General features: G+C 63.7%; 17 protein-coding genes. 13 read left to right on the top strand and 4 right to left on the bottom strand.

All coding sequences use genetic code 11. From position 1 onward, the window contains the following. Positions 1-47: 47 nt before the first annotated feature. Both PQR62_RS21430 and PQR62_RS21425 read right to left on the bottom strand, forming a co-directional pair. Positions 48-1,172, bottom strand: coding sequence for a methyltransferase domain-containing protein (locus PQR62_RS21430; RefSeq protein WP_408160065.1), 1,125 nt, complete (start codon positions 1,170-1,172; stop codon positions 48-50). Positions 1,173-1,188: 16 nt separating this feature from the next. Continuing rightward, positions 1,189-3,288 carry a TonB-dependent receptor gene (locus PQR62_RS21425; RefSeq protein ID WP_408160064.1) on the bottom strand — a complete coding sequence of 700 codons (2,100 nt, stop codon included), beginning with the start codon at positions 3,286-3,288 and terminating at the stop codon, positions 1,189-1,191. Between the two features lie 196 nt (positions 3,289-3,484). Here PQR62_RS21425 and PQR62_RS21420 point away from each other — a divergent pair, with 196 nt between their 5' ends. From PQR62_RS21420 to PQR62_RS21390, 7 genes are all read left to right on the top strand, one after another. Next, the gene (locus tag PQR62_RS21420) at positions 3,485-4,474 is read left to right on the top strand and encodes a helix-turn-helix transcriptional regulator (protein WP_408160063.1); all 990 of its coding nucleotides are present in this window, start codon (positions 3,485-3,487) and stop codon (positions 4,472-4,474) included. Positions 4,475-4,723: 249 nt separating this feature from the next. Beyond that, the gene (locus PQR62_RS21415) at positions 4,724-5,236 is read left to right on the top strand and encodes a sigma-70 family RNA polymerase sigma factor (RefSeq protein ID WP_408160062.1); all 513 of its coding nucleotides are present in this window, start codon (positions 4,724-4,726) and stop codon (positions 5,234-5,236) included. Further along, positions 5,233-6,270, top strand: coding sequence for a FecR domain-containing protein (locus tag PQR62_RS21410; RefSeq protein ID WP_408160061.1), 1,038 nt, complete (start codon positions 5,233-5,235; stop codon positions 6,268-6,270). The genes PQR62_RS21415 and PQR62_RS21410 overlap by 4 nt, the downstream gene beginning before the upstream one ends. Before the next feature lie 93 nt (positions 6,271-6,363). Then, complete coding sequence (locus PQR62_RS21405) at positions 6,364-8,796, top strand: TonB-dependent siderophore receptor (RefSeq protein ID WP_408160060.1); 2,433 nt, start codon at positions 6,364-6,366, stop codon at positions 8,794-8,796. A 220-nt stretch (positions 8,797-9,016) separates the two neighbouring features. Further along, positions 9,017-9,628: a superoxide dismutase gene (locus PQR62_RS21400; RefSeq protein WP_408160059.1), complete on the top strand. Its 612-nt coding sequence runs from the start codon at positions 9,017-9,019 to the stop codon at positions 9,626-9,628. Positions 9,629-9,956: 328 nt separating this feature from the next. Continuing rightward, entirely contained in the window at positions 9,957-10,916 is a 960-nt protein-coding gene (locus PQR62_RS21395) for a class I SAM-dependent methyltransferase (protein WP_408160058.1), read from the top strand. Continuing rightward, positions 10,913-11,578, top strand: coding sequence for a DUF2325 domain-containing protein (locus tag PQR62_RS21390; protein WP_408160057.1), 666 nt, complete (start codon positions 10,913-10,915; stop codon positions 11,576-11,578). Before PQR62_RS21395 ends, PQR62_RS21390 begins: the two co-directional genes overlap by 4 nt. Before the next feature lie 180 nt (positions 11,579-11,758). Here the strand turns inward: PQR62_RS21390 and gstA are convergent, their stop codons facing one another. Beyond that, on the bottom strand, positions 11,759-12,361 hold the full coding sequence (gene gstA / locus PQR62_RS21385) for a glutathione transferase GstA (protein ID WP_408160056.1): 603 nt from the start codon (positions 12,359-12,361) through the stop codon (positions 11,759-11,761). A 210-nt stretch (positions 12,362-12,571) separates the two neighbouring features. On the opposite strand from gstA, the gene PQR62_RS21380 reads away from it, so the two are divergent. The 6 genes from PQR62_RS21380 to PQR62_RS21355 all read left to right on the top strand — a co-directional run bounded on the left by PQR62_RS21380 (position 12,572) and on the right by PQR62_RS21355 (position 22,827). After that, on the top strand, positions 12,572-12,892 hold the full coding sequence (locus tag PQR62_RS21380) for a winged helix-turn-helix transcriptional regulator (RefSeq protein WP_408160055.1): 321 nt from the start codon (positions 12,572-12,574) through the stop codon (positions 12,890-12,892). A 401-nt stretch (positions 12,893-13,293) separates the two neighbouring features. Continuing rightward, on the top strand, positions 13,294-14,481 hold the full coding sequence (gene wecB, locus PQR62_RS21375) for a non-hydrolyzing UDP-N-acetylglucosamine 2-epimerase (protein WP_408160054.1): 1,188 nt from the start codon (positions 13,294-13,296) through the stop codon (positions 14,479-14,481). A 250-nt stretch (positions 14,482-14,731) separates the two neighbouring features. Beyond that, positions 14,732-16,972: a cellulose synthase gene (locus PQR62_RS21370; RefSeq protein ID WP_408160053.1), complete on the top strand. Its 2,241-nt coding sequence runs from the start codon at positions 14,732-14,734 to the stop codon at positions 16,970-16,972. A gap of 17 nt (positions 16,973-16,989) precedes the next feature. After that, a complete protein-coding gene (locus PQR62_RS21365; protein ID WP_408160052.1) occupies positions 16,990-19,170 on the top strand; it encodes a glycosyl transferase family protein in 2,181 nt (726 codons plus the stop codon). Positions 19,171-19,181: 11 nt separating this feature from the next. Next, positions 19,182-21,887, top strand: coding sequence for an NfrA family protein (locus PQR62_RS21360; protein WP_408160051.1), 2,706 nt, complete (start codon positions 19,182-19,184; stop codon positions 21,885-21,887). A 106-nt stretch (positions 21,888-21,993) separates the two neighbouring features. Next, the gene (locus PQR62_RS21355; protein WP_408160050.1) at positions 21,994-22,827 is read left to right on the top strand and encodes an alpha-amylase family protein; all 834 of its coding nucleotides are present in this window, start codon (positions 21,994-21,996) and stop codon (positions 22,825-22,827) included. A 76-nt stretch (positions 22,828-22,903) separates the two neighbouring features. Here the strand turns inward: PQR62_RS21355 and PQR62_RS21350 are convergent, their stop codons facing one another. Beyond that, complete coding sequence (locus PQR62_RS21350; RefSeq protein ID WP_408160049.1) at positions 22,904-24,562, bottom strand: ABC transporter permease; 1,659 nt, start codon at positions 24,560-24,562, stop codon at positions 22,904-22,906. Between the last annotated feature and the right edge of the window lie 3 nt (positions 24,563-24,565).

Below are 24,565 nucleotides of genomic sequence, written 5' to 3'. Positions count from 1 at the left end.
TCCAATTTCAGGTTTTCTCTTGGTGCCGATGATGCTGATGGTGGTGCTCACCGCGCGGCCTTGCGCGCAATCAGCACCTGCACCGGCGCCATCGGAAATGCATGGCAGCTGCTTTGCTCGATGCCGCTGAAACCGGCCTGCGCCAGCAACTGCGCCAGGCCGCCCTGCTGGGTAACGTGCCGTCCTTGCATGCGCATCGGCAGGTAATACGGCAAGACACGTGCGGCGGCGGCGGCATCTTCCGGCACCTCCGCCTGCGCGCACGCCAGCACGCCGCCATCGGCCAGCGCCGCATGCATGCGCAGCAAGGCCTGCGGCATGTCGCCGACAAAATGCAGCACCGAGGAGCACCAGATCAGGTCGTAGCCGGTGCCGATGTCGTCCGCCGCCAGATCGCCCGGCAATGCGTGCAAACGCGTCGCCAGACCGGCCTGCGCGATGTTCTCGTGCGCCACGGCCACGGTCTCCGGCCAGTCGAACACGGCACCTTGCACTTGCGCGCAGGCGCGCGCAAGTTCGATGGCGATCCAGCCGGGGCCGCCGCCCAGGTCGAGCAGGCGCAAGCCGGCAGGATCACGCGTGCTGCTGTCTGCGGTGGCGCTACGGGTCGCGAACAGCCTGGCGAATTCGGGAATGCCACGCACAATGCTCAACGCGGCGGCGGCAGTGGCAGCGCGCTGCTCCTGGCCGATCTGGCGACGCGCGGCATCGGCCCAGCCGGCGCCGCTGGCGGATGGGAGATGTCCGGCAGCAACGGTCGCCGGCTGCGCCGCAGGCGCTTGCGCGCGTCCGCGCAGCAAACCCGGCAACTGCGTGCCGAAATGGCGTAGCGAATGCAGCCGATAGGCCAGCGCATCGCCGCAATATTGATGGCTGGCGCGCTGGAGATAGGCCGTTAGGGCGGCCGCGACGCGATACATGGGCAAAGCTCCGACCGCGCCGGGCAAGGGCGACTGGCGCTCCAGCAAACCCATGCTCCACAGCAGCTCCAGCATCAGCTCGGTTTGGCGCGGCTGCCAGTCCAGCACGGACGCAATCTTGAGGGAGTCGGTCCGCTCCTGCAACAGATCAAACAGGCCGGCCTCCAGGGCGACGTCGAGCGCTTCGGCATGGACGCCGGCGACCGCCAGATTCCAGTACGGTTGCAACGGGTGATGTTGCTCGAAATTCACGTGATGTCCTTTCCGGTTACATGCGCCAGGTCAGGCGCAAGCCGGCTTCGCGCGGCGGACTGTAGACCGTGACGATGCCGTTCTGGTAGCCGACCGCGTCATAGCGGCGGTTGGCCAGGTTGTTGATGTAGGCCGAGATTTCGGTCTGGCCGATGCGGTAGCCGCCGCTCACGTTGAGCAGGCCATAGCCGTTGCGGCTGTAGCGATTGGCTGCATCCAGATACACCTTGCCGGTGGCGTTCAGCGAAACCTGCGCATACCAGCTGGACGGCGCGTCGTAACGCAGCGTCAGATGGCCACTGAGATCGGGCGCGAAGGGATTGCGATGGCCGTCGTAGACATTGCTGCCGTCGCGGAAGCGGTCGAAGCGGGTGCGGTTATAGGCCAGCCCTGACCTGAGCTGCCAGCCGCCGCCGAGCAGGTAATCCAGCTCCAGCTCTACGCCGCCGGAACGCGCCGAGGCGGCATTGGTGATGTACACCACGCCGGCGGTGGGCATCTGCTGCACCTGCATGTTGCGCACATTCATCAGGTACGCAGCCGCCGAATAACGCAAGCGCTTCTGCCACAGCCAGCCCTTGCCGCCGAGTTCATAGGAGCGCACGGTTTCCGGCTGGTAGGCGGCATAACCGGCAGCGGGCACGAACACGTTATAGCCGCCGGCGCGAAAGCCGTCGGTGACGCCGGCATAGATCTGCTGTTCCTTGGCCCATTGATATTGCAGGCTGAGCTTGGGTGAGAAGCGTGTCCAGCTGGCGCTGCGTTGGCTGCTGCCTTGCGGCGTGAAGCGCACGCTGTCGCGCTCGGCGCGGGCGCCGGCCGCCAGCGTCCAGCGTTCTGCCAGCGGGATGCTCCAGTCGGTGAACAGCGCCGCCGAATCACCAGTCTGGCTGGCGCGGCTGACGCTCAGGGCCAGCGGCAGCTTTTGCTCATTGACCAGATGGTGGTCGTCGTGGTCGGCATAGGCGCCGGCCAGCCAGGTCGCCTGGCCCAGTTTGCCTTCCAGCCGCAGTTCTTGCGACAGCGTGGTGAAGCGGTGATCGCGGCCGATGTGCAGGGTGTCAGCCGGCAGAAAATCGGTGTCTTGCTGCACGTGGTCGAACCATTCGTTCCAGGCAGTGATGGATCGCAGACGCAGACCGGAATCCAGCTCATGCGCCACGTTCAGCGACAGGGTCGAGCCGCTCGAATGATTCCAGCTCGGCGTGCCGGAACGCACGGTAGCGCGTTCAGCGCTCGGCGCGCCCCACAGCGAGCCGCCGTCGTCCTGATCGCTGCGGCTGTAGCGCAAGGTGGCGTCGGTGCGCGCACTCGGGGTCCAGCGCAGCGCCAGCTTGAGATCGGTGCTCTCATGCCCATCCTCCTTGCCGCCGCGGTTGCGATTGTCGATGAAGCCGTCCTGCTTGCGCCATTCGGCGGCAATGCTGGCATATAGCGTGTCCTGCACCAGCGGCCGGCTGAGTTCGACACTCAGGCTGCGCAGATTGCGACTGCCGGCGCCCGCCGAAATCATGCTGCGCGGCGTGTTGTCGGGCGCCAGCGAACAGATGTTGATGACGCCGGCTTCAGCGTTGCGGCCGTACAGCGTACCTTGCGGGCCACGCAGCACTTCGACCCGCTCCACGCCCAGCAGATTGTTGTCGAACCCCTGCGCCATCAGCGTCGGCACGCCATCCACCAGCAGGAGTGTGGAGGTTGAGAAAGAGAAGAAATTGGCCGTCATGCCGCGTACCACCGGCGAGTGCACACCGCTCTGGCCGAAGGGCTGAAAGGACAGGCCTGGCGTCATCTGCTCCAGCGCTTCGATGCTGCCGGCATGCGTTTCGCGCAGGGTTTCACCGTCGAATACGGTGATGCTGGCGGGCACCGCTTCCAAGGTCTGCTCTTGTTTGTTGGCGGTGACCGTGAGCGCGGGCAAAGCCGCGGCCGTCGTGCTTGATGAACTGGCGGCGGCGCCAGCCTCAGACTGCTGCGCCAGCACCGGGAATGCGGTTCCGCACAATAGCGCGCCGGCCAACAGGCAGAGCAGCAGCTTGCGTTGCGGATACACCTGATTTCTCGGATTGGCAGGATGCAGCGGCGCCGGTCGGCGGCAAGGCCTTGCGATGGTTTTCATATGGATTCGAACTCCCCGATGTGATTTGGCATGCCTGCCGGACTGCATCCGGCTGTTTTGGCATCGAAGAAATTCTATGCAACAATGAGAATGGTTATCATCTGAATTCATATGAAATACGGCGGATTTCATATGAATTCCGGCGCAAACGCCTGCGCCGACCGTCAAACCGGCGCCATGACGTCAAGGAAACTCCATGAATACACATCCGGCAGAGGCTTTAACGGTGCCGCCGGCTCTCGGCTGGGAACGCCTGCAACTGGCGACCGGGCATGGTGCCTGCCACGCCCACCGCCGCGTGCTGGAACCGGGCCTGACGCTGGTGCATTCGGATTACCAGCCGCGCCAGGCGCTGGCTGAAAACAGCGTGAATCCAGAGGAACCGCGTGTGCTGGTGATCACGCTGGGCCTGCAGGGCAATTCGGCGTATCAGAGCCGCGACGGTTCGCAGCTGGCGTTTCGCGGCGGCCATACGACGGTTTCATCGTTCCGCCACAGCATCGGCCAGCGCCGTTATGCCGCCGGCGAGCGCGTGGCGCAGTTGCGTTTGCTGATTGAAGAATCATTGCTGGCGCGCTACGTCGGCGCCGAACGCTGCGCCGCTTTGCTGCCGGAATCCGGCGTCCGCAGTCTGGCCTTCGGCCGCACCGCTGCCGCCAGCAATGTGCACGCCGCGGCCTTGCTGCCGCAGATCAGGCCGCGCCGGCTGCCGGGCCTGGCGAAATTGCCGGCCCGGGCCGGGGACATCCCCGCCTCCACGCTGGATTTGCACATCCACGCATTGAGCTTGCTGGCGGAACAGTTGCGGCTGCTGCCGACGCTGAATATCCCCGACGTCGCCAAAACCGCCCGGCGACGCATAGCCGAAGCCGATCTGTTGCGGGTGGAGCAGGCGCGTGAGCTGATGCACAGCCAGATGGCGCATCCGCTCAGCATTGCTTATCTGTGCGCGCGCGTCGGCCTCAGCGAATTCAAGCTGAAGCAAGGCTGCCGCTATCTGTACCAGGCAAGTCCCTATCAGTTACTGCTGGAAATCCGCATGCGTCATGCCTGGACGTTGCTGGAAAACGGTTGCCAGGTGGCGCAGGCCGGCTGGCAGGTGGGCTATGAACATCCCGGCAACTTCAGTGCGGCCTTCACGCGGTTTTTCGGCAGACCGCCGAAATCGATCTCAGGATTGCAATAGAGTCAAGAACTTGAACTTCGGCCCGGGCCTCAGACCCTGCCGGATAAGCTTCCGGCGCAGTTGGCAAGCTAATTTTGGTAAAACGCTTGCAAAGCAACACCCGGGACGCTCAAGTTGCAGCGCCACAGGCCGCCGCGTAAAATAATACGAATCATTCTTATCTTTATTTTGAGTCAGTATCCACATTAATACGACATCAATCGGAGAGGGAGACCACACGGCGGATCTGGATCAGGGGAGAAAAGCGGCATGTCTGTGACTGAAAATGCACTACGGCTGGAAGTCGGCATGCTGTACACCGACCACCACGACTGGCTGCAACAGTGGCTGAAAAGGAAACTCGGCGATGCCGCACAGGCCGCCGATCTGGCGCAAGACACCTTCCTGCGCCTCTTGACCCGCGAAGAACTGATCGCCGCCCGCGAACCGCGCGCCTTCCTGACCACGGTGGCGCAACGCCTGGTCTTTAATCACCACCGTCGTCAGACACTGGAGCGCGCCTACCTCGACGCCCTTGCCTGTCTGCCGCCGGCGCAGTCGCCCTCGCCGGAACAACGCGCCCTGCTGCTGGAAACCCTGTTCGAAATCGATGCCATGCTGGACGGCTTGCCGCTGGTGGTGCGGCGCGCCTTTCTGCTGTCGCAGCTGGATGGCATGACGCAGGCTGAAATCGCGACCGAACTCGACATCTCGCTGGCCACCGTCAAGCGCTATCTGGTCAAGGCGGCGGCGCAGTGCTATTTCTCGATGTCGCTTCCATGAATGCTCGCAGCACACGTGGCACTCGCGACTCCCTCAACACACCCGACGTTCCACCGCATGTCGCGCGGCAAGCCATCGAATGGCTGCTGGAGCTGCAATCCGGCGCGCAGGACGAGGCCGGCCGCAAGCTGACGCTCCGGAAGCTGGAGCAATGGCTGGCGCAGCATCCCGACCATCTGGCGGCGTGGCAGCAGATCGAGCGCATCAATCAGCGCCTGGCAGGCCTGAGTGCGGCAAGCTCCTCCGCCACCGTGCACAAGGCGCTGACCCATCCGGCGGCCAGCACCGATGCCGGCCGTCGGCGCCTCGGCAAGCTGCTGCTCTTGCTGGCGGCGACCGGCGGCGGCGCCTGGCTGGCCGAGTATCGCGGCCTGTTCGACGTGACCGGCGAAGAACGCACTGTCATCGGCGAGCGCCGCACGCTGACGCTGCCGGAAGGCAGCACGCTGGTGCTCGGCACCGACACCCGCGTGCGCCTGCAATATGGTGAGCGCGAGCGCCGCATAGAACTGCTGCAAGGTGAAATCATGCTCACCACGGCGGCCGACCGTCATCCGCAGCCGCGCCCGATTCTGGTCGCCACCGCGCGCGGCACGGTGCAGCCGCTGGGCACCGTGTTCGCAGTGCGGCATATCGACGGGGTATCGCACGTGGACGTGTTCCGCGATCGCGTGAAGATCATCCCGCACGATGCGCCTGAGCGCAGCGCCACGCTCAATGCCGGCCAGAGCGCCGAATTCAGCCATCACAGCGTGTCCACGCCGCTGGCACTGAACAATAGCGCCGGCGCCTGGGCCGAGGGCATGATCGTGGCCTCAAATACGCGGCTGGAAGATTTTGTGGCCGAACTCAGCCGTTATCGCAAGGGCCATCTGGGCTGCGATCCGGCCGTGGCCGATCTGCGCATTTCCGGCACCTATCCGCTGGCCGACACCGAGCGCGTGCTGCAGATTCTGACTGCCAGCCAGCCGGTCGAGCTGCGCTATCTGACGCGCTACTGGGTCAGCGTCATTCCTGCCGCGCAAAAGAAATGAGGCCGGCCGTTCCGATGTTGAATCCTGCGTGATCGGGAGGAGCGGATGATTTTTTCCCTCTCGCGCAGAATGGCAAAAACTGCAAAGCCGCGCATGGCCTTAAGTTTGTCGGCCTGGCTGATTGCCGCTGCGCCGGTGCATGGCGCCGACACCTATGCCGACGCATCCGGCGCCATATCCTCCAGCCAGGCAGCGCAGCAACATCTCCGTTTCGACATCGCGCCGGGATCGATGGAAAGCGTGCTGAATCGCTTCGGCCGTGAAACCGGCCTGCTGATTTCCTTTTCCACCGACACCACGGCCGGCCTGCAGAGCGCCGGCTTGCGGGGCGCTTATTCTGCGGCGGAAGGCTTGATCCAGATCCTCTGGCACAGCGGGCTGGAGGCGAGGCCGCAGGCGGGCGGCTACGTGGTGCAAAAGGGCCCGGCGTCCGAGCGCGCAAGCCCCACCGGCAATGAAGTGCTGCCGCTGGTCCGCGTCAACGCCGCGCGCGACGCCGTGGTGAGCGAAGGCAGCGGCGCTTATACCATCGCCGCGATGAGCACCGCCACGCGCATGGAGCTGACGCCGCGCGAGACGCCGCAAGCGGTCGGCGTGGTGACGCGTCAGCAGATCGATGACCGCAACATGCAATCGATCGAGGACCTGAGCGCAATGTCCACCGGCGTCAATCTGTCGCAAAACTCTTACGAGCGCTCGATCCTGTATGCGCGCGGTTTCCCCATCGGCTTTTTCCTGCAGGACGGCATGCCGGCCTCGTCCGATACCGACTCCATGGGCATCAGCACGCTGGCCATGTATGACCGCGTGGAGGTGATGCGCGGCGCGGCGGGCTTGCTGACCGGCATCGGCGATCCGGCCGGGCTGATCAATCTGGTGCGCAAGCGGCCCACGCGCGAATCTCAGGTGTCGCTCAGCACCAGCCTCGGGCGCTGGAACAACCGGCGCGTCGAACTGGATGCCGGCGGCGCGCTGAATCAGGCGCAGACCCTGCGCGGGCGCATGGTGGTGGCCTATCAGGATACCGATACCTTCATGAACAATTACCGTCATCAGCGCACGCTGGTGTACGGCACGGTGGATGCCGACCTCAGCCGCGACACCAGCTTGAGCCTGGGCCTGAGCTACAACCAGGAAGACAATCCCGGCGCCAGCTGGTACGGCCTGCCGGCCGCCAGCGACGGCAGTTTTCTGCCGCTCGGCCGCAGCCTCAATACCGCGCCGGACTGGGCCTACTGGAACAAGATCAACACGCGCCTGTTCGGCGAGCTGGAAACCCGTCTGGCCGATGACTGGAAGCTGAAAGTGTCGATGCAATGGATAGAGGATCATTCGAACGCACGCGTGACCGGCACCGACCGCGCCGGCAGCAGCGAAAATCTGTTCACCCTGATCTCGGCCAATATCTACGATTACCAGCGCACGCAACGCGGCCTGGAAGTGCAGCTGGGCGGCCCCTTTGCGCTGCTCGGCGGGCGCCACGAAGTGCTGGCCGGCGCCAGCTATCGCACGCGCGACACCAGAGACAAGGGCAAAACCGCGCCCGGTTACAGCTATACCTTCGATGCGCTGAGCTGGAACGGCAGCGGCGCGCCCTTGCCGGACATCTCGATGCAGTCTTACTCCAGCATCAGCCACGTCGAGCAGACCGGCGTCTACGGCAGCGCACGCTTGCGTCTGGCCGAGCCGCTGGCCTTGCTGGTGGGTGCGCGCGCCGATTGGTATAACTACGCCGACGACCGCAGCTACCTGGGCGGCGGCGGCCAGGCCAGCTATCAGGTGCGCGGCGAAATCACGCCTTACATCGGCGTAGTCTATGACCTCGGCAAGAATTTTTCGCTGTACGGCAACCGCACCAGCATCTTCAAGCCGCAGGCCTCGGTCGACGCCAGCGGCAGACCGCTGGACCCGGTCACCGGCACCAACAATGAACTGGGCATCAAGGGCGAGTTTTTCGATGGCGCGCTCAATGCCAGCGCGGCGATGTTCCTGATCCGCCAGAACAATCTGCCGCTGGCCTTGCAGGGCGACCTGTGCAAGGCCTCGGCCTCATGCGCCTATGCCTCGGGCGAAGTCGAAAGCCGGGGCGTCGAATTCGATCTGACCGGCATGCTGACGCCGGCCTGGCAGATCAGCGCCGGCTATGCCTTGACCCATGCGCGCTACACCAGAGATGCGACCACCGCGAAGGCCGGCGATCAGTTCAACGCCCCCAACCAGCCGGTGCGCATGCTGCATGTGAGCAGCATGCTCAAGCTGCCGGGCGCACTCAGCCAGTGGCGCGTGGGAGGCACCCTGCGCGTGCAGAGCGAGACCTATGTCAGCGGCAGCCCGCTGGTGCGGCAGGGCGGCTATGCGCTGTTCGACCTGATGTCGGGCTGGCAGATCAACCGCCATCTGGAGCTGCGCCTGAGCATCTCCAACCTGTTCGACAAGCGGTATTACCAGACCGTATACAACACGGTCAGCGGCAATACTTTCGGCGAGCCGCGCAATTTCAGTCTGACGGCGAAATATACGTTTTGAACTGACGGCCTGGCTCCGCTCAAAATTCCCCTGCAAAGTGTAGGGATACCCCATCGCGATTCTCAACTAAAATCGAAATCCTTCGTTTCTGCATGCGCTCCATAGGTCTGGTGCGCGCATGCCCCGGACCCCGCTCCAGCGAATACAGCCACCTATCCGGCAGCCTCCCTATATCCTGATCCGGCCCTTGTGCCGGCCATGTCCATTACCGGAGAACACCATGCCATATAGCCTGCCTGCCCTGCCTTACGCCTACGACGCACTGGAACCGCACATCGATTCCCAGACCATGGAAATCCACCACACCAAGCATCATCAGACCTATATCAACAATCTCAATGCCGCAGTCGCCGGCAGCGAGTGGGAAAAGCTGAGCGTCGATGAGCTGGTGGCGCGCGTCAAGGAAGTGCCGGACAACATCAAGGCCGCCGTGATCAATCAGGGCGGCGGTCACGCCAATCACTCGCTGTTCTGGGAAGTCATGTCGCCCACCGGCGGCGGCAAGCCTGAAGGCAAACTGGCGGCGGCCATCGACAGCGATGTCGGCGGTTTCGATGCCTTCAAGGAAGCCTTCACCAAGGCGGCCATTTCGCGCTTCGGCAGCGGCTGGGCCTGGCTCAGCGTGACGCCGCAGAAGAAGCTGGTGGTCGAAAGCAGCGGCAATCAGGACAGCCCGCTGATGAACGGCAACACCCCCATCCTCGGCCTCGACGTGTGGGAGCACGCGTATTACCTGCGCTATCAGAATCGCCGTCCGGAATACATCGGCGCGTTCTACAACGTGGTGAACTGGCCGGAAGTAAGCAAGCGTTATGAAGCCGCGCTGAAGTAAGTTCGCCATCGCCGCACGTTCGCCATCGCATGAAGCCGCCCGCGCGCACGCCGGGCGGCTTTGTTTTTGGCGCTGCTCACGAAGCTTGACGCGGCAATCCACGCCCGTGCACGCGGGGACAAGCGAATGGCTCAGCTTCCCGCAAGGCAAGCCTGTCTGCCATCTCGCCCTCAAGCCCGGCCTCTCACATCCTTGCGAAGGTGCAGCTGGGTGCAGCTAATCCCCCTCCTGCGCACCGGGACAAATAACAATAGTTCTCATCTATAATCGTAAGCCCTCGCAAGCCCATGCAAAGACATGCGCTGCGAAGCCGCTTCAGGAGGCTTTGATGAACGATCACGCAGTCCCGCCTTTACCCTCAGCATTGACCGGCGCGCTGCCGGGCGTCGGCGAAAGTGCCGAGCGCGCCGAGCTGGCCGCGCGCTACGCCAGCCTGGCGTCGGTGCCCTCTACCCTGCGCATTCCGCTGGCAGCGCGTGCCCTGGGCGAAGCACTGTTCCCGTCCTTGCGCCTGAACGACCGCTATGCCGCCGGCACGCTCGCCGCGCTGGGCGACGACGGCCGCCGCTGGCTGAGCGACAAACACAGCGTCTACGGCAGCATGGCGCGCACGCGCCGTTTCCGCGCGCTGGCACAGGCGTTTCTGCAACGCCATCCGGAAGGCCACGTGGTCAATCTGGGTTGCGGCCTGTCCGACTATCTGCAATGGCTGGACAACGGCAGCTCGCACATGATCGATGCCGATCTGCCGGAAGTCATCGCGCTGCGCCGCACGCTGCTGCCGCCGCGCAATCCGCGCCATCGCCTGCGCGAACTCGACCTCAACGGCACCGGCTGGTGGAATGCACTGGCGCTGCCTGACGCGGACGATGCACAAGACAGCGTGCGGCCGGTGTTCCTGTTCAGCGAAGGCGTGAGCATGTATCTCAAGCCCGACGTCATTCGCCAGGTGCTGCATACCTTCGGCGAACGCGCACCGGCCGGTTCGGTGCTGGCCTTCGATGCCATGTGCTGGCTGGCGGCCGGCCGCGCGCGACGCCATCCCTCGGTCCGATACACCAGCGCGCAATTCCACTGGGGCGTACGGCGCGTGCGCGAACTGACGCAGCCGCATCCGCGCCTGCAGCTGATCACCAATTACCGTGTGATGGAGTCTTACGGTTTTCCCTATTCGCTGATCGGCCCGTTGTTCCGCAGCCTGATCGGCGTACCGTTTTACGCGGTCTATCTGCTCGGCGCCGACGTCGGTCTGCGCGATACAAGAAGCTACAAGGAGGTCAAGGCATGAGCATGCATATTCAGGATGTGGAGCGACTGGAGCAGGAGCAGCGCGCCATGGTGTCGCATCTGGCGCGGGTACAGCTGCGCTGCAGCGCGGTGATACAGGAACAGGCGGCCGAAATCGCGCAGCTCAGGGCGCAGGCCATGCAGATGCGCGCCGCCATCATCGCGCGCGACACCGCGCTGGCCTGGGCCTATGAAGACCGCGCCGCGCTGGAAGCGGCGATCCCGGACCTGCCGCAACGCGCCACCCTGGCGCGGCGCGTGAAGGAACTGAGCAAACGCCTGCAAGACCTGATGCGCGACAAGCTGCGTCCGACCGTATCCATGCCCGCCGCCGCACAATCCGCCCACGCCGTGAGCGCCGTGCCTGCCGCAAAAACGCCGCAGGAAGAAGCTGCGGCCGACGCCGGCGAAATCTCGGCGCTGGAAGCCAGCATCGTCGCCGCCGACCTGGTGATCTGCCAGACCGGCTGCCTCAGCCATGGCGCTTACTGGCGCGTGCAGGATCACTGCAAGCGCACCGGCAAGACCTGCATGATGGTGGCGCAGCCGGCCAGTGTGCGCATTGTGCGCATCCATCAGAACGAGAGCGGCGCGCACAGCACCAGCGTGGAACAGCGAGACGCCCAAGGAGCTGAAAGTCATCATCACTCCACGCCGGAGTGATTGCAAAACTGGCACAGACCGGCATTGAGCATGGTCGATCAACGCCGATGGAGATATTCAAAAAGGCATTGGAGAAAAGCCGGACCGTTTTCATTTTTCGCAGAAGATGAAATTCGAACCATCATCAATTCAAATGCCGGCCATGCCGGCATTTTTTTGCCCGATATCGCACCGGCTGCTTCAGACCTCTTCCGCTGCCAGTGCGGCCTGCACCGAGGCCCGCGCAGCGATGCGATCCATGTAGGCAGCGATCGACGGCCATTGCTGCAGATCGATCTTGAAGAAACGCGTCCAGCTCAGTACCGTGAACAGGTAAGCATCAGCCACGCTGAATCGCTCGCCCTGCAGATAGCTGTTGCCCGCGAGCGTGGTCTCGATCTGCCCCAGACGGCGCAGCAATTTTTCAATGAAGATGGTTTTGACCTCCACCGGCAAAGCAGGATTGAATAGCGGCGCCATGCCGGCATGCAATTCGCTGGTGATGAAATTCAGCGTTTCCTGCAGACGTACACGCGCCCAGGTGCCGTTGGCTGGCGCCAATCCGGATTCCGGCTTGAGATCGGCCAGGTATTGCACGATGGCCGGGCCTTCCGTCAGGATTTCGCCATCATCGGTCGCCAGGGCCGCCACATAACCCTTGGGATTGATCGTGAGGAAATCTTCGCCGCTTGAAGTGCGCTTGCTCTGGTTGTCGACCTTCACCAGTTCAAAGGGAATGCCAAGTTCACGCAAGACGATGTGCGGCGACAGGGAGCAGGTATGCGGGGCAAAATACAGTTTCATGTTTTCCTCTGGGATCGTTAAGAGTGCCCGCCAAAACTCCGATGGACGGATGCGCAGAACAAGAATGTGCGGCGTACGAGCAGCAAGGGCGCGAAGCGCAGCCGGTGTTTTGTGAAGCACGCGAAAAGCCTGTATTCTGGCGGCCGCAAGCAAGGCCGTAAAGAACGCAAAATTTTGTGCGTCAGTCACAAAAAATATACCGGAGCCCGTGTGAAAGAGAATGTTTCAGGTTGTCCCGTGGAAGAAGCCATGCGCGTGCTCGGCGGTCGCTGGCGCTTGCTGCTGATCTGGTTTCTGCTCGACGGCCCCAAGCGTTTCAATGAACTGCGGCGCGCATTGCCGAACATTTCACAGCGCATGCTGACGCTTGATCTGCGTGCGCTGGAAGAATCGCGCCTGATCAGCCGCACCGTATTTCCCGAGGTGCCGCCACGCGTCGAATATGCGCTGACCGAAGAAGGCCAGCGATTGCGCGCGGTGGTCGGCGCATTTCAGGAGTTCGGTCTGTGGCTGAAGCAGCGCGACGTCTGAGGGCTGCGCTGTAAATTCGTCCTTATCATTTTCAAATCGCTGATGAGCGGGAAACTCATCAGCTGCCGCCACGATCATTTGCTACCGCCTTCCAGTATCCCGCCCGCGCGCTCCCGCGATCACAGCCCCCGAATTTTTCTCAGCCTCAAATTTCCCCACGCCATCTTTTGATTTTTCTTTCCATTGATCAATGGCGCAAAGCCGTCTGAACCGTAACAACTGTTTCTAAATAAATGGAAACCAAAGTCAGCTTTGCCACTCACACCCCTGCAGCAAACTCAAGACCGCGTCCGGCCATTCGCAAAATTCCATACCTCATCGAGACTTAAACTGCCGGCGCGGTGATTCCTATAACGGAGTTGCTCCGTGCTGATCACAATAAAAAAATGCGCGGCATCGACATGCGATGCACGGCAATTCCTCGTTCTTCGAGGAGCACTATCATTCACGCCAAAACCAAAGTTCTGTCGATCTTCGGGACCCGTCCCGAGGCGATCAAGATGGCCCCGCTAGTGCGTGCACTGGCGGCCGAACCTGGTATCGAATCCAGTGTCTGCGTTACCGGCCAACATCGCAGCATGCTGCAGCAGGTGCTCGATCTGTTTGAAATTCAGGCCGACCATAATCTCGATGTCATGGTGCCCGATCAGACCCTCAACGGGCTGAGTGCGCGCTTGTTCGTCGCCATTGATGAGCTGCTGGCCGACACCACGCCCGACCGCGTGCTGGTGCACGGCGACACCACTACCGCGATGGTGGCGGCGATGGCTGCATTTCACCGGCAGATTCCGGTGGCGCACGTGGAAGCCGGCCTGCGCACTTACGATATGGGCCAGCCATGGCCGGAAGAAATGAACCGGCGCGCCATCGATGTGGCCAGCGATCTGCTGTTCGCACCGACGGCGTCGTCCCGCGAAAATCTGCAGGCCGAACGTCTGTGCGGCCGCATTCTGGTCACCGGCAATACGGTGGTCGACGCGCTGCAATTGACGGTCTCGCGCATTGAAGCCGATCCGGCATTTCGCGCCGGGCTGGATGCGCAATTGCCGCCGCTGGCGCCCGATCGCAAGTTGCTGCTGGTGACCGGCCACCGGCGTGAAAATTTCGGCGGCGGCTTTGAAAACATCTGCCGTGCGCTGGCGCAACTGGCGCAACGCGACGACATTCAGATCGTCTACCCGGTGCATCTGAATCCCAAGGTGCGCGGCCCGGTGCTGGCTGAATTGTCGGGGCTCGATAACGTGCATCTGATTGAGCCGCTGGATTACTTTCAGTTCGTGCGACTGATGCAGCAGGCCCATGTGATTCTGACCGACTCCGGCGGCGTGCAGGAAGAAGCGCCGTCCTTGTCGAAGCCGGTGCTGGTGATGCGCGACGTCACCGAAAGACCGGAAGCAGTCAATGCCGGCACGGTGCGACTGGTCGGCACCAAGGTACATAGCATCGTGGATTCAGTCAGCACGCTGTTCGAAAACGATAGTCTCCGGCACGCATTTTCATTGCGTGAAAATCCTTACGGAGACGGCCACGCCAGTCAACGCATTGTGAACGCCATCATGGACCGGCCCTTCACGCAATTCGCTTCCTGACTCGCATTTTTCTTCAGGCAGCGCAAAGAAAAACTGCAACCAATCGCTGAGCTTCACGCTCGAATTTGCGGCTGCCCCGCAGACTTCTTGCGTCCCGAAAACGCTTGCCGGCATTGAACATGAGGCTTGCGCAATAAAAACTAACCTGGTTTTCACGTCAAAAGAAATGATAAATTCACGTCGTCCTACACCGGTACACCGCAGTGTCTTACACACATTCTCGCTGCTCTCGCTGAGCCTGCCTTTTTTGATGCCGGCGCCTGCGCTGGCAGCGCCGGAGAGTAACCCGGCAGCAAGCTCTTCGGGCAAGGTAGCAAGCGCCTTCCGCCAATTGACTGCCGACACCTGGATCAGTCGCAAGCAGACGCTGTCGACGCTGGGCTTCAGCACGCCGCTGGTGCTGGCCTCGAATGACAGCAGCCGCGAAATCTATCTGCCGGTGCCGGCCAATGTGCCGCTGTCGGATGCGACGCTGAAGATGAATGCCAACTATCTGCGCGCCGATGGCGGGCGTACCACCATGGTGCTGGCGATTGATACCTATCCCGCCGCCGCGCGCGCCATGACTGCCGATCAGGGCGATGCCAGCCTGACGCTGGGCATCGACGGCGCGCCGCGCACCAGCGGCTTCGTGCGGCTGGGTGTGAACTGGACCACCATGCTCTCGGGCCTGAGCGTCTGCGCCGATCCGCGCACGCCGGGCAATGTGCTGCGCGTGGCGCCGGATTCCAGCTTCAGCTATCGCTACGACAGCAGCGCCATCAGGGACTTGCGCACCGCCTGGGGCGCGCTGCCTGCGGAAACCTCGATCATGGTGGCCGGCAAACAGTTGTCGCCGCAGTCGTATGACAGCGCCTGGCGCATCGGCGTGGCGCTGGAGCGCGCCGGCAAGCACAGCACCGTGACCACCATGCCGGCGGCCGGCGACAGCATCGATCTGAGCCGACTGAACGTGCCGGCCGAGCTGCGCGTGATTCCCGCCTTCGCTGCATTGAGCGGCAGCGGCAAACACACCCTGAAGGATGCGTCTGAGGTCGGCGCGCTGCTGGCGCTGGGACAGAACGGTTCGGACACCCCGTTGCGCGGCGACATTCTGGTCGGCGACCAGGTCTTGCTGAGCGCCATCAGCGGTGCGCTCAATGCGCTGCAGGAACAAGTCAAAAGCAATGCACCGGATGCGCTGGATGCCTTCGGCCAATGGCGCAAGCGGCTTGAGCCCCAGGTCGACGGCCTCGGCGCCAAGGAATTGCGACTGGTGTCGGCCTTCGGTCGTCCGGTGATCCTGGCCGGCGCGGAAGCGGGCGTCAATTTCGCCGGCCTGTTCGACGAATACTGGCGCAACATCAGCGGCTCGCAGGCGCTGACCGTGCGCGCTGCGCACCGCCCGGTATCGGACGAGCCGGTGATCCTGCTGAAGAACCTGGGCGGTTCGCCCGGCAGTTTCGACGTCATGAGCCGCGCCGACTGGACTGCCTCATTCAATATCGCCGAAGTCGCCAGCGACGGCCGGGTGCCGACCGAACTGCTGCTGGATGTATCGGCCGCGCCCGGCGCCGGCCGCACGCCGCCGGTGGCGTCGGTGTTTCTCAACGACGTCTTGCTGGGCGCCTCGCATCTGCGCGCCGACGGCAAGCGCGAACGCATCAGCGCCAGGATTCCCAACCATGCATTGGCGGCGCAGAATCAGCTGAGGGTCTCCTTCGTGCGCCAGCCATCCAGTGATGAGTGCCGCGAAACGCCGCAAGCCTTCCCGGTCGCCGTGCTGGCATCAAGCCACCTCAAGCTCGACAAGGCGCCGACCGAGGACAACTTTACCGGCATGGTGCGCCGCTTCGCGGCGGGCGCCGATCTGCTGGTGCCCAAGGCCTATCTGAGCGATGCCGGCCATACCTTGCAACGCGTGATCATGATCGCCTCCAGCACCGGTCTCTCGGCCACACGCACGACGATGAAGGTGGCCGAAGACGGCAAGGAGATCACGCCGGACAACAACTTCCTGGCGCTGGATATTCCCTTCAAGGGCGACAAGAGCCTGATCGAGGTCAAGGGCAATGCGCTGGTGCTCAATGACAGTTCGCAAAAGCCGATGCTCGACATCAGCGGCCTCAACCGCTTCGGCATTCTTGAAGTGGGCAAGGTCTCCGGTAAATATGGCGTGATCTATCGCAGCGTCGGCGATCAACCGCCGCAACTGAGCAAGACCTTCGCATTGTCGAGCGGTAACGTGGCGGCCGTCGGCGCCTCGGGCCTGCTGTCGGAAATCGATACCAACGACAGCGCCGGTCGCGACTCGGTGCAGGATGCGCCGGATTTCACGATCAGGGACGTTCTGTGGTGGCTGGTGCCGCTGTTCATCATCATGCTGTTTGTGCTGATGATGGTGCTGGCAAGCCGGGCGCGTCGCCGCCGTGCCGCCGAACGGGAAGCCGAACGCTCGCTCGACCGCAGCGCCGACAGCGGCAATGATCCCGATCCACGCAAGCCAAGCTGATCAGCGGAGTATCTGACATGTTCACTACTGCCAACGCTGCGGCCCAGCTCAGCTTCATCACCGCGAATTACTATGCGGCGCTGGAGGTCGCAGCCGCCGTGGTGGCGATCCTGATCCTGATCTCGGCCGCCGACGATCTGCTGTTCGACATCTGGTACTGGACGCGCCGGATCTATCGGCGCTTCACCATCGAGCGCACCCGCACGCCGCTGACGCCGGCCCAGCTGCGGGAGCGCGAGGAGCAGCCGATTGCCATCATGGTGCCGGCCTGGCTGGAATACGACGTCATCGCGCAGATGATAGAGAACATGGTGGCGACGCTGGACTATCGCAACTACATGATCTTCGTCGGCACCTACGTCAACGACCAGGCCACCATCGCGCAGGTCGAACGCATGCGGCTGCGCTACAAGCAATTGCGGCGGGTGGAAGTGCCGCATGCCGGCCCGACCTGCAAGGCCGACTGCCTGAACTGGGTGGTCAAGTCGATCTTTGCGCACGAGAACGAGGAAGGCATGGAATTCGCCGGCGTGGTCTTGCACGACAGCGAAGACGTGCTGCATCCGCTGGAGCTGAAGTTCTTCAACTATCTGCTGCCGCGCAAGGACATGATCCAGATTCCGGTAGCCTCGCTTGAGCGTCACTGGTACGAACTGGTGGCCGGCACTTACATGGACGAGTTCGCCGAGAGCCACGCCAAGGACATGATGGTGCGCGAGAGCGTGGCCGGCACCGTGCCTTCGGCCGGCGTCGGCACCTGCTTTTCGCGGCAGGCGCTCAAGGGCCTGCTGGCGGAGTCCGGCGGCGAGCCCTTCAATGTATCGAGCCTGACCGAAGACTACGAAGTCGGTACCCGGCTGTCGCAGATGGGCATGCGCACGATCTTTGCGCGCTTCCCGGTGCAGTTCAAGGTGCGCCGCGAACCCTGGTTCTTCAGCAAGGGCGGACGCGCGTCGGAGTTGACGCTGGAGCTGCCGCTGGCGGTGCGTGAATTCTTCCCCGACACCTTCCGCCAGGCTTATCGGCAAAAGGCGCGCTGGGTACTCGGCATCGGTCTGCAAAGCTGGGAGCAGATCGGCTGGAAGGGCTCATTCGCCGCCCGCTATCTGCTGCTGCACGACCGCAAGGGCGTGATCACCGCTTTCGTCAGCATGCTGGCCTATGTGCTGGCGCTGCAGTTCATCGTGTTCTCGGCGGCCACCACCTTCAATCTGTGGGAAGTGTTCTATCCGCCGCTGCTGGCCAGCGACGGCTGGTGGCGCACGGTGCTGCTGCTCAATGCGCTGGCCATGATCAACCGCGCCGCGCATCGCTACTATTTCACTGCGCAGATCTACGGCTGGCGCCACGGTCTGATGTCGCTGCCGCGCATGGTGGTGTCCAACTTCGTCAACTTCATGGCGGTGGCGCGCGCCTGGCGTTTGTTCCTGCTGTATCTGTTTGCCGGCAAGAGCCTGGCCTGGGACAAGACCATGCACGACTTCCCGGCCGACGGCCAGATGGCGCGACCACGTCAGCGTCTGGGCGATCTGCTGCGCACCTGGCAGGCGGTGGACGATGCCACGCTGAGCCGCGCTCTGGAAGAGCAGAAGCGCACCCATCTGCCGCTGGGTACGGTGATGGTGTCGCACGGCTGGCTCGATGAAGAAACCCTGGCCGAAGCGCTGGCCTATCAGGAGCGCCTGCCGCGCGTGCGCCTGACCAAGGCGCTGGTCGAGCAACATGCAGGCGTGCTCGCGCCCGAAATCTGCACCCGCCTGCGGGCGCTGTATATCGGCCCCGGCGAAGCAGGCGGCCCGGCCGCCGGCCTGGTGCGCATTGCCGTGGGCAGCGCGCTCAGCGACGAAGCGCGCGCTGAGCTGCAACAAGCTTTGGGCACGCCGCCATTCGCCATGATCGCGCGCGAATCCGAAATCGCCGCCGGTCTGCGCCTGCTGAGCGGCCAGGACAACGCCTTCGACAAGCATCGCACCGAAGCGCGCGTGCCCTTGCTGGGCGATCTGCTGATCGGCAGCGGCCTGCTGACACGCGAAATCTTCGACGCCGCGCTGCGCCGCTATCGTCCCGAGCGGCACGGCCGCATCGGCGATTATCTGGTCGAGCAATCGGTGATCTCGCGCGAAGCGATTGAACAGGCGGTGCAACAGCAACGCCTGCAGTTTGAACATTCCCAACCATCGGGCGGCCAGACCGCGTGAATAAAAACAAGATGAGCCAGCACCAAAATCAAAACAAAAACACCAGGCATGCAGCATCAGCATCGGCGTCGCGCACTTTGCCGTTCGTCAGGATCGCTTGCGCCAGTTCGGCGCTGGCGTTGATATTGGCGCCTGCAGCGCTGCAGGCGCAGACCAAAGTGATCCCGCTGCCGCTCAGCGGCCCGGCCTACGAACTGGCGCAGGATGCCTATCGCGCCTCTGCGCGCGGCGACTATCAGCGCGCGATGGCGCAGCTGAAAGAGGCCATGCGCTTGCGCCCGGATGCGATCGCTCTGCAAACGCAACTGCGCCAGATTCAGCAGCAGCAACAGCAGCAGCAAGGCCTGCGATCCCTGCGCAGCACGACGCGCGACGCCGGCTACAACGATGCCGATGCGGCCTTCCGCGCCTACCGCCGGCACGACTACCAGAGCGCCGTGCAGCGCGCGCGCGAAGCCGTGCGCAAGTCGCCGGACAATGACGACTACTGGCTGCTGCTGGGCAATGCGCTGATCGAGACGCGCCAATACGACGACGCCGAACGCGTGCTGGCGCAAGGCATCGCCATCACCGGCAGCGACGACAAGGATGAGGCCGCATCGCCGCTGCAGAAACGTCAGGCCGAAGTGCGGCGTGAACTGGCGGCGCTGCAGGCGGCGCGCGTGTTCCGCGCGCAGAGCGAGCAGAACCCGGCGGCCGAACTGGATGCTGCGCGCAAGGCGGTGGACTACGCGCCGGGCAATATGTCGTACCGGCTGATGCTGATCATCGCGCTGCTGCACAACGAGCAACTGGATGAAGCGCTCAGCGCCAGCGCCGCCGCGCAAACGCTGGACCCTTTGCAGGCCGGCCCGCTGCTGCTGCGCGCCTACACCCAGCAGCGCCTTGGTCATGAAGAAGAAGTGCTCGCCGAATTTGCCGCTGCGGCAGAACTGGCGCGGCCGGAAGAACAGACCGGCGCCCGTCTGCTGATGGCTGATTCGGCGCTGGCGATGCGCCAGCCGCAGCGCGCGCTGGAGGTATTGAACGGCATCGACAGCACGCAACTGCGCGACGCCGATCAGGTGGCGCAACTGCAGCAGACCCGGCTGGCCGCGCAGCAGGCGCTGGGCCGCATGCGGCGCACCAGTCTGGCAGCGGCGTCATCGGAAAAACAAAACATTCAGGAATCAGGCCCGCGCCTCGAGGTACGCCAGTTCCCGGTGCCTGCGCTGGACTGCCGCGCCGAGGGCAAGGCCGGCAGCGGCGACCTCCAGCAACCGGTCGCGGCCACCGTCTGCCATGTCATACCCGGCCAGATTCCGCGCGATCGCGGCTACGACAAGGCGGTGATCGCCTATCAGGCCATGGAGCAAAAAAACTACCAGGCGGCGGCAAGCAACGCGCAGGACGCCATCGCGCTGTCGCCGGAGAATCCCGATTACCGCATGCTGCTGCTCAATGCGCTGCTGGCGGCCAGACGCCTGCCGGAGGCCGAGCAGGCCGCGACCGCTGCCTTGCGTCAGGGCGATTCCGGCGCCGGCCCTCTGCTGGCGCAGCGCGGCGCGATCCGTGATCAGCTTGGCAAACCGGACGAGGCGCGTGCCGATTTCAGCGACGCGCTGACGCAAGGCGGCTTGCCGCTCTCGACCGAGATCGATCTGCTGGCGCGCCTCGGCCGCCAGCGTGAAGCGCGCGACAAATTCAACGCCGGCCGCGAGGCGCATGCCTTCGACGATCTGAGCGATCTGGAACTGGCCTATCTGGCCAGCCGCGCCGGTGAGGATGCACTGGCGCAGGGCGCATTCCGGCGCGCCGACCAGGCCGGCAAGCTGCCGGATGCGGCGCTGGAAGATGCCGCCTTCAGCGCCACCCGCAACAGCGACGACCGCAGCGCGCTGGGCTATTTCAAACGCAGTATCGATGCCGCCAATGCCGGCGCCATCGACAAGACCCCGCAGCAGCAATTCGACACGCGCCGCACGGTGTCCACGGTGGATCGCGAATGGGGGTTCATCGCCTCGCTCACGCGCAGCGGCGGCGGCCCGGCGGCCGGCAGCAGCACGCAGGCCGGCGCCCCCGGCGTATCGGGCGGCGGCAGCAGTCTGCAGGCCGGCGCCGAAGCCTATTGGCGGCCCTTCGGTTATCAGAACGGACGCACCTTTGAAGTCTTCGGCCGCGTGTTCCAGACCTTGCAAGACAAATCCGGCGGCGGCACCGGCACGCAAACCGCACAAGCCACGGTCGGCGCACGCTGGAAGCCCTTCACCAGCCAGAACGTGGTGGTCTCCTTTGGCCGCCTGATCCCGATCGGCTCGCAGGCCAGCAGCGACTGGCTGGGACAGATCGCCTATTCCGACGGCATCGGCACCGACCTGCGCGTGGATCGCCCCTCCTGGTGGACCACCCAGTGGTATGCAGAAGCCGGGCGCTACTTCCAGCATCCGCAGACTTATGGCCTGGCCTCGCTGCAGGCCGGCCGCAGTTTCCGCCTCGACGATATCAGCCCCAGGCTGGTGGTGTTCCCGCATGTCACGCTCAACACCGACTACAACTCACTCAACAGCACGCGCATGGCAACCGGCTTTGGACCGGGCGTGAATCTGCGATACTGGTTCCGCGAGGATACCTATCATGCGCCGCGCTCCTATCTTGAACTGTCGCTGCAATACCGCTTCACGATCAGCGGCGACGAGCGCGCACGCGGTTTGTTCATGACCACCACGCTGTCTTATTGATGCGGTTGATGAGCGCATTATTGCGCGAGTCCATTTCGCGCCTTGCCATGGAGACCGATTGAAGCCCGCGTACCGAAGCCCCCGCCCGCATGTCACCGGCCATTACTTGCGCGGCTGGCTGCAGCGTGCTCTGACGATCAGCGTGGCGCTGACACTGGCGGCCTGCGCCGGCTGCAATCAGTTGCAGCAGCCGATCCGCATCGATGGCGTGGTGTGGCAGCCGGACAATGCGACCGTGATGCCGCGCGGCACATGGGATCAGTTGGGCGCCAGCGAATTGCTGGTGCAATGGACGGCAGTGGATGGCATGGCTTTCGTGCCCGGCAGCGCCTTGCCGGCCGCACCAAAACTGCCAGACTGGGAACGCATCGCCAAAGAACCCTGGGCGCGCGATGTGATCGTCGGCCTGGCCGGCCGCTTCGATGAAAAAGCCGCGCGCGCCGATATCGACAAACTGGCCGCCGATTCCGCCGCGCTGGCCAGATTGCCCACGCCCTTGCATGTGACCGGCTGGTATTTTCCGGTGGAGATCGATCCGACCTGGGCCGAAGCCCCCAGGCTGGGGGCCTTGCTGGCGCAATTGCCGCGACCGCTGTGGATCACCGTCTACGACAGCGCCAACGTCGGCCCCGATGCGCTGGCCGACGGCCTGATGAAATGGCTGCCGCCCGACGTCGGCGTGTTCTTTCAGGATGGGGTAGGCGTCTATGCGCGCGAACCGAAGATTGCGCTGCATTACGCGAATGTGTTGTCGCAGCGGCTCGGCAAGCAGCGCGTGCGCATCATCGCCGAGGCTTTCCGGCCGATGCCGGGCGGCGGCTTTCGCAGCGCCACCGCCGATGAAATCCGGCCGCAGGTGAATCTCTACAAGGGCTACAAGGTGTCGGTCTTCGACGGCCCGCATTATCTGCCGGATGCATTGGTGCAGCAGCTCAAGTAAGCGCCAACCTCAGCCGATGCAGAGGCAGCGGATGAATGGCTACACCCCCGCGCACTGTGCTCTCTCTGCCTTCAGATCACTTGCGCTGCCGCCACCAGGTCACCGCCACCATCACGGTGGTCGTCATCAGGATGGTCACCACGCTCATCGCCATGCCTTGCCCGACCGAACCCTGCTCGAACTGACGCCAGATGAACAGCGAGGCGGTCTGTACGCCGGTCGGCGCCAGCAGCAAGGACGCCACCAGTTCACGCGAGGCCACGGCGAACACCAGCAGCATCGCCGCCAGCAGACTCGGAAACAACAAGGGCAGCAGAATCCGCAACAGACTTTGACGCAGGCTGGCGCCGTGCACGCGCGCGGCGGCTTCCATGTTGTCGCCGATCTGGGCGAAAGCGGCGCTGGCGTAACGCACCGGATAAGGCAACAGCAGGCAGCAATACGCCAGCAGCAAAATGCCCCAGGTGTTGTAAGGCGTGACAGGCCAGAACTTCTGGTTCCACGCCAGGATCAGGCCGACGCCGACCACGATGCCCGGCAAGGTATTGGGCATGATGGACAAGGCATCCAGCAGCACGCGGCCGCGTATTCTGGTCTTCACCACACAATAGGCCACCAGCAGCCCGATCACGCCCGTGATCAAAGCGGTAGCGCCCCCCAGCGCCAGGCTGGTGGCCAATGCGTGCAAGGCCCCTGCGTCGCCCCCGAGAATGGTATTGAAGTTGATCAGCGACAGATTGTCGGCATGCAGACCGCCGGACAAGGTGCGCATGAACGCGGTCACGGTGATCGAAAAGATCGGCGCCACGGTGGAGACGCCGGTCACCAGCGCAAACAGCAAACACACCGGCCAGCGCCAAACGCCCAGCGAACGCAGGCTGACGTCGCCCGGCTTGCCGTTGAGCGTTTCGTAGACATGGCGGCCCTGAATCCGGCGCTGCAGCCAGAACGCCGTCATGGCCAGCAGCACCAGCACCACCGACAAGGTGGAGGCGCCGGGCAGATCGATGGGCCAGTCCGAAAAACGCCGCTCGATGCCGGTCACCAGCACGAAGAATCCGGCGTTGGCAGCCAGCGCCGCCGGCGTGCCGTATTCCTCGATGGCCATGGCAAATACCAGCAACAGGCTGGCGGCAATGCCCGGCGTGGCCAGCGGCAAGGTGATGCGGAAGAAGCATTGCCAGGGCGAACCGCCGCACACGCGGCCGACGTCGGCCAGCCGCGAACCGGAGGTGGCGATGCTGCGCGACACGGCGAAATACACCACCGGAAAGACATTCAGCGTCATCACGAACACCACGCCGCTGAAGGAAAACAGAAAGCCTGCCGCGTGCAGGCCCAGCAGCTGTTCAACATAGCCCTTGGGCTGCAATTGCATGATCCAGCCCAGCGCTGCGATATACGGCGGAATCATGAATGGCACCAGCAACAGCAAATCCCAGAGCGGCGCCAGCGGCAATTTGAACAGACCACGCAAGGCCCCCAGCGGAATACCGATAGCGGCGCTCAGCAAGACCACGCAGCCACCCAGACGCAGGGTGTTGAAGGTCAGCCCCAGCATGTCCGGATCGCTGAAGATGGCGCCCAGATGCGACAGCGGCGCCGCCAGCGAGCCGTCCGACAAGCCCGGGAAAATCGCCTGCAGCAACACGAAGCCCAGCGGCAGCGCCACTACCACCAGCAATACCGCCGTCGCGCCGCCGGCCAGCAGCGGCAATCCATTTCTTGCCAACACGAT

The sequence above is a fragment of the Herbaspirillum lusitanum genome (assembly GCF_046025995.1).
GTDB lineage: Bacteria > Pseudomonadota > Gammaproteobacteria > Burkholderiales > Burkholderiaceae_D > Herbaspirillum > Herbaspirillum lusitanum_A.
The sequence above is the reverse complement of the archived record's forward strand: the minus strand, read 5'-3'. Positions and strand labels throughout refer to the sequence as shown.

Coding starts and splice junctions, on each gene's coding strand:
- PQR62_RS21425 (WP_408160064.1), bottom strand. CDS start 3,288: ATGAAAACCATCGCAAGGCCTTGCCGCCGACCGGCGCCGCTGCATCCT.
- PQR62_RS21420 (WP_408160063.1), top strand. CDS start 3,485: ATGAATACACATCCGGCAGAGGCTTTAACGGTGCCGCCGGCTCTCGGC.
- PQR62_RS21415 (WP_408160062.1), top strand. CDS start 4,724: ATGTCTGTGACTGAAAATGCACTACGGCTGGAAGTCGGCATGCTGTAC.
- PQR62_RS21410 (WP_408160061.1), top strand. CDS start 5,233: ATGAATGCTCGCAGCACACGTGGCACTCGCGACTCCCTCAACACACCC.
- PQR62_RS21405 (WP_408160060.1), top strand. CDS start 6,364: ATGGCCTTAAGTTTGTCGGCCTGGCTGATTGCCGCTGCGCCGGTGCAT.
- PQR62_RS21400 (WP_408160059.1), top strand. CDS start 9,017: ATGCCATATAGCCTGCCTGCCCTGCCTTACGCCTACGACGCACTGGAA.
- PQR62_RS21395 (WP_408160058.1), top strand. CDS start 9,957: ATGAACGATCACGCAGTCCCGCCTTTACCCTCAGCATTGACCGGCGCG.
- PQR62_RS21390 (WP_408160057.1), top strand. CDS start 10,913: ATGAGCATGCATATTCAGGATGTGGAGCGACTGGAGCAGGAGCAGCGC.
- gstA (WP_408160056.1), bottom strand. CDS start 12,361: ATGAAACTGTATTTTGCCCCGCATACCTGCTCCCTGTCGCCGCACATC.
- wecB (WP_408160054.1), top strand. CDS start 13,294: ATGCGATGCACGGCAATTCCTCGTTCTTCGAGGAGCACTATCATTCAC.
- PQR62_RS21370 (WP_408160053.1), top strand. CDS start 14,732: ATGCCGGCGCCTGCGCTGGCAGCGCCGGAGAGTAACCCGGCAGCAAGC.
- PQR62_RS21365 (WP_408160052.1), top strand. CDS start 16,990: ATGTTCACTACTGCCAACGCTGCGGCCCAGCTCAGCTTCATCACCGCG.
- PQR62_RS21360 (WP_408160051.1), top strand. CDS start 19,182: ATGAGCCAGCACCAAAATCAAAACAAAAACACCAGGCATGCAGCATCA.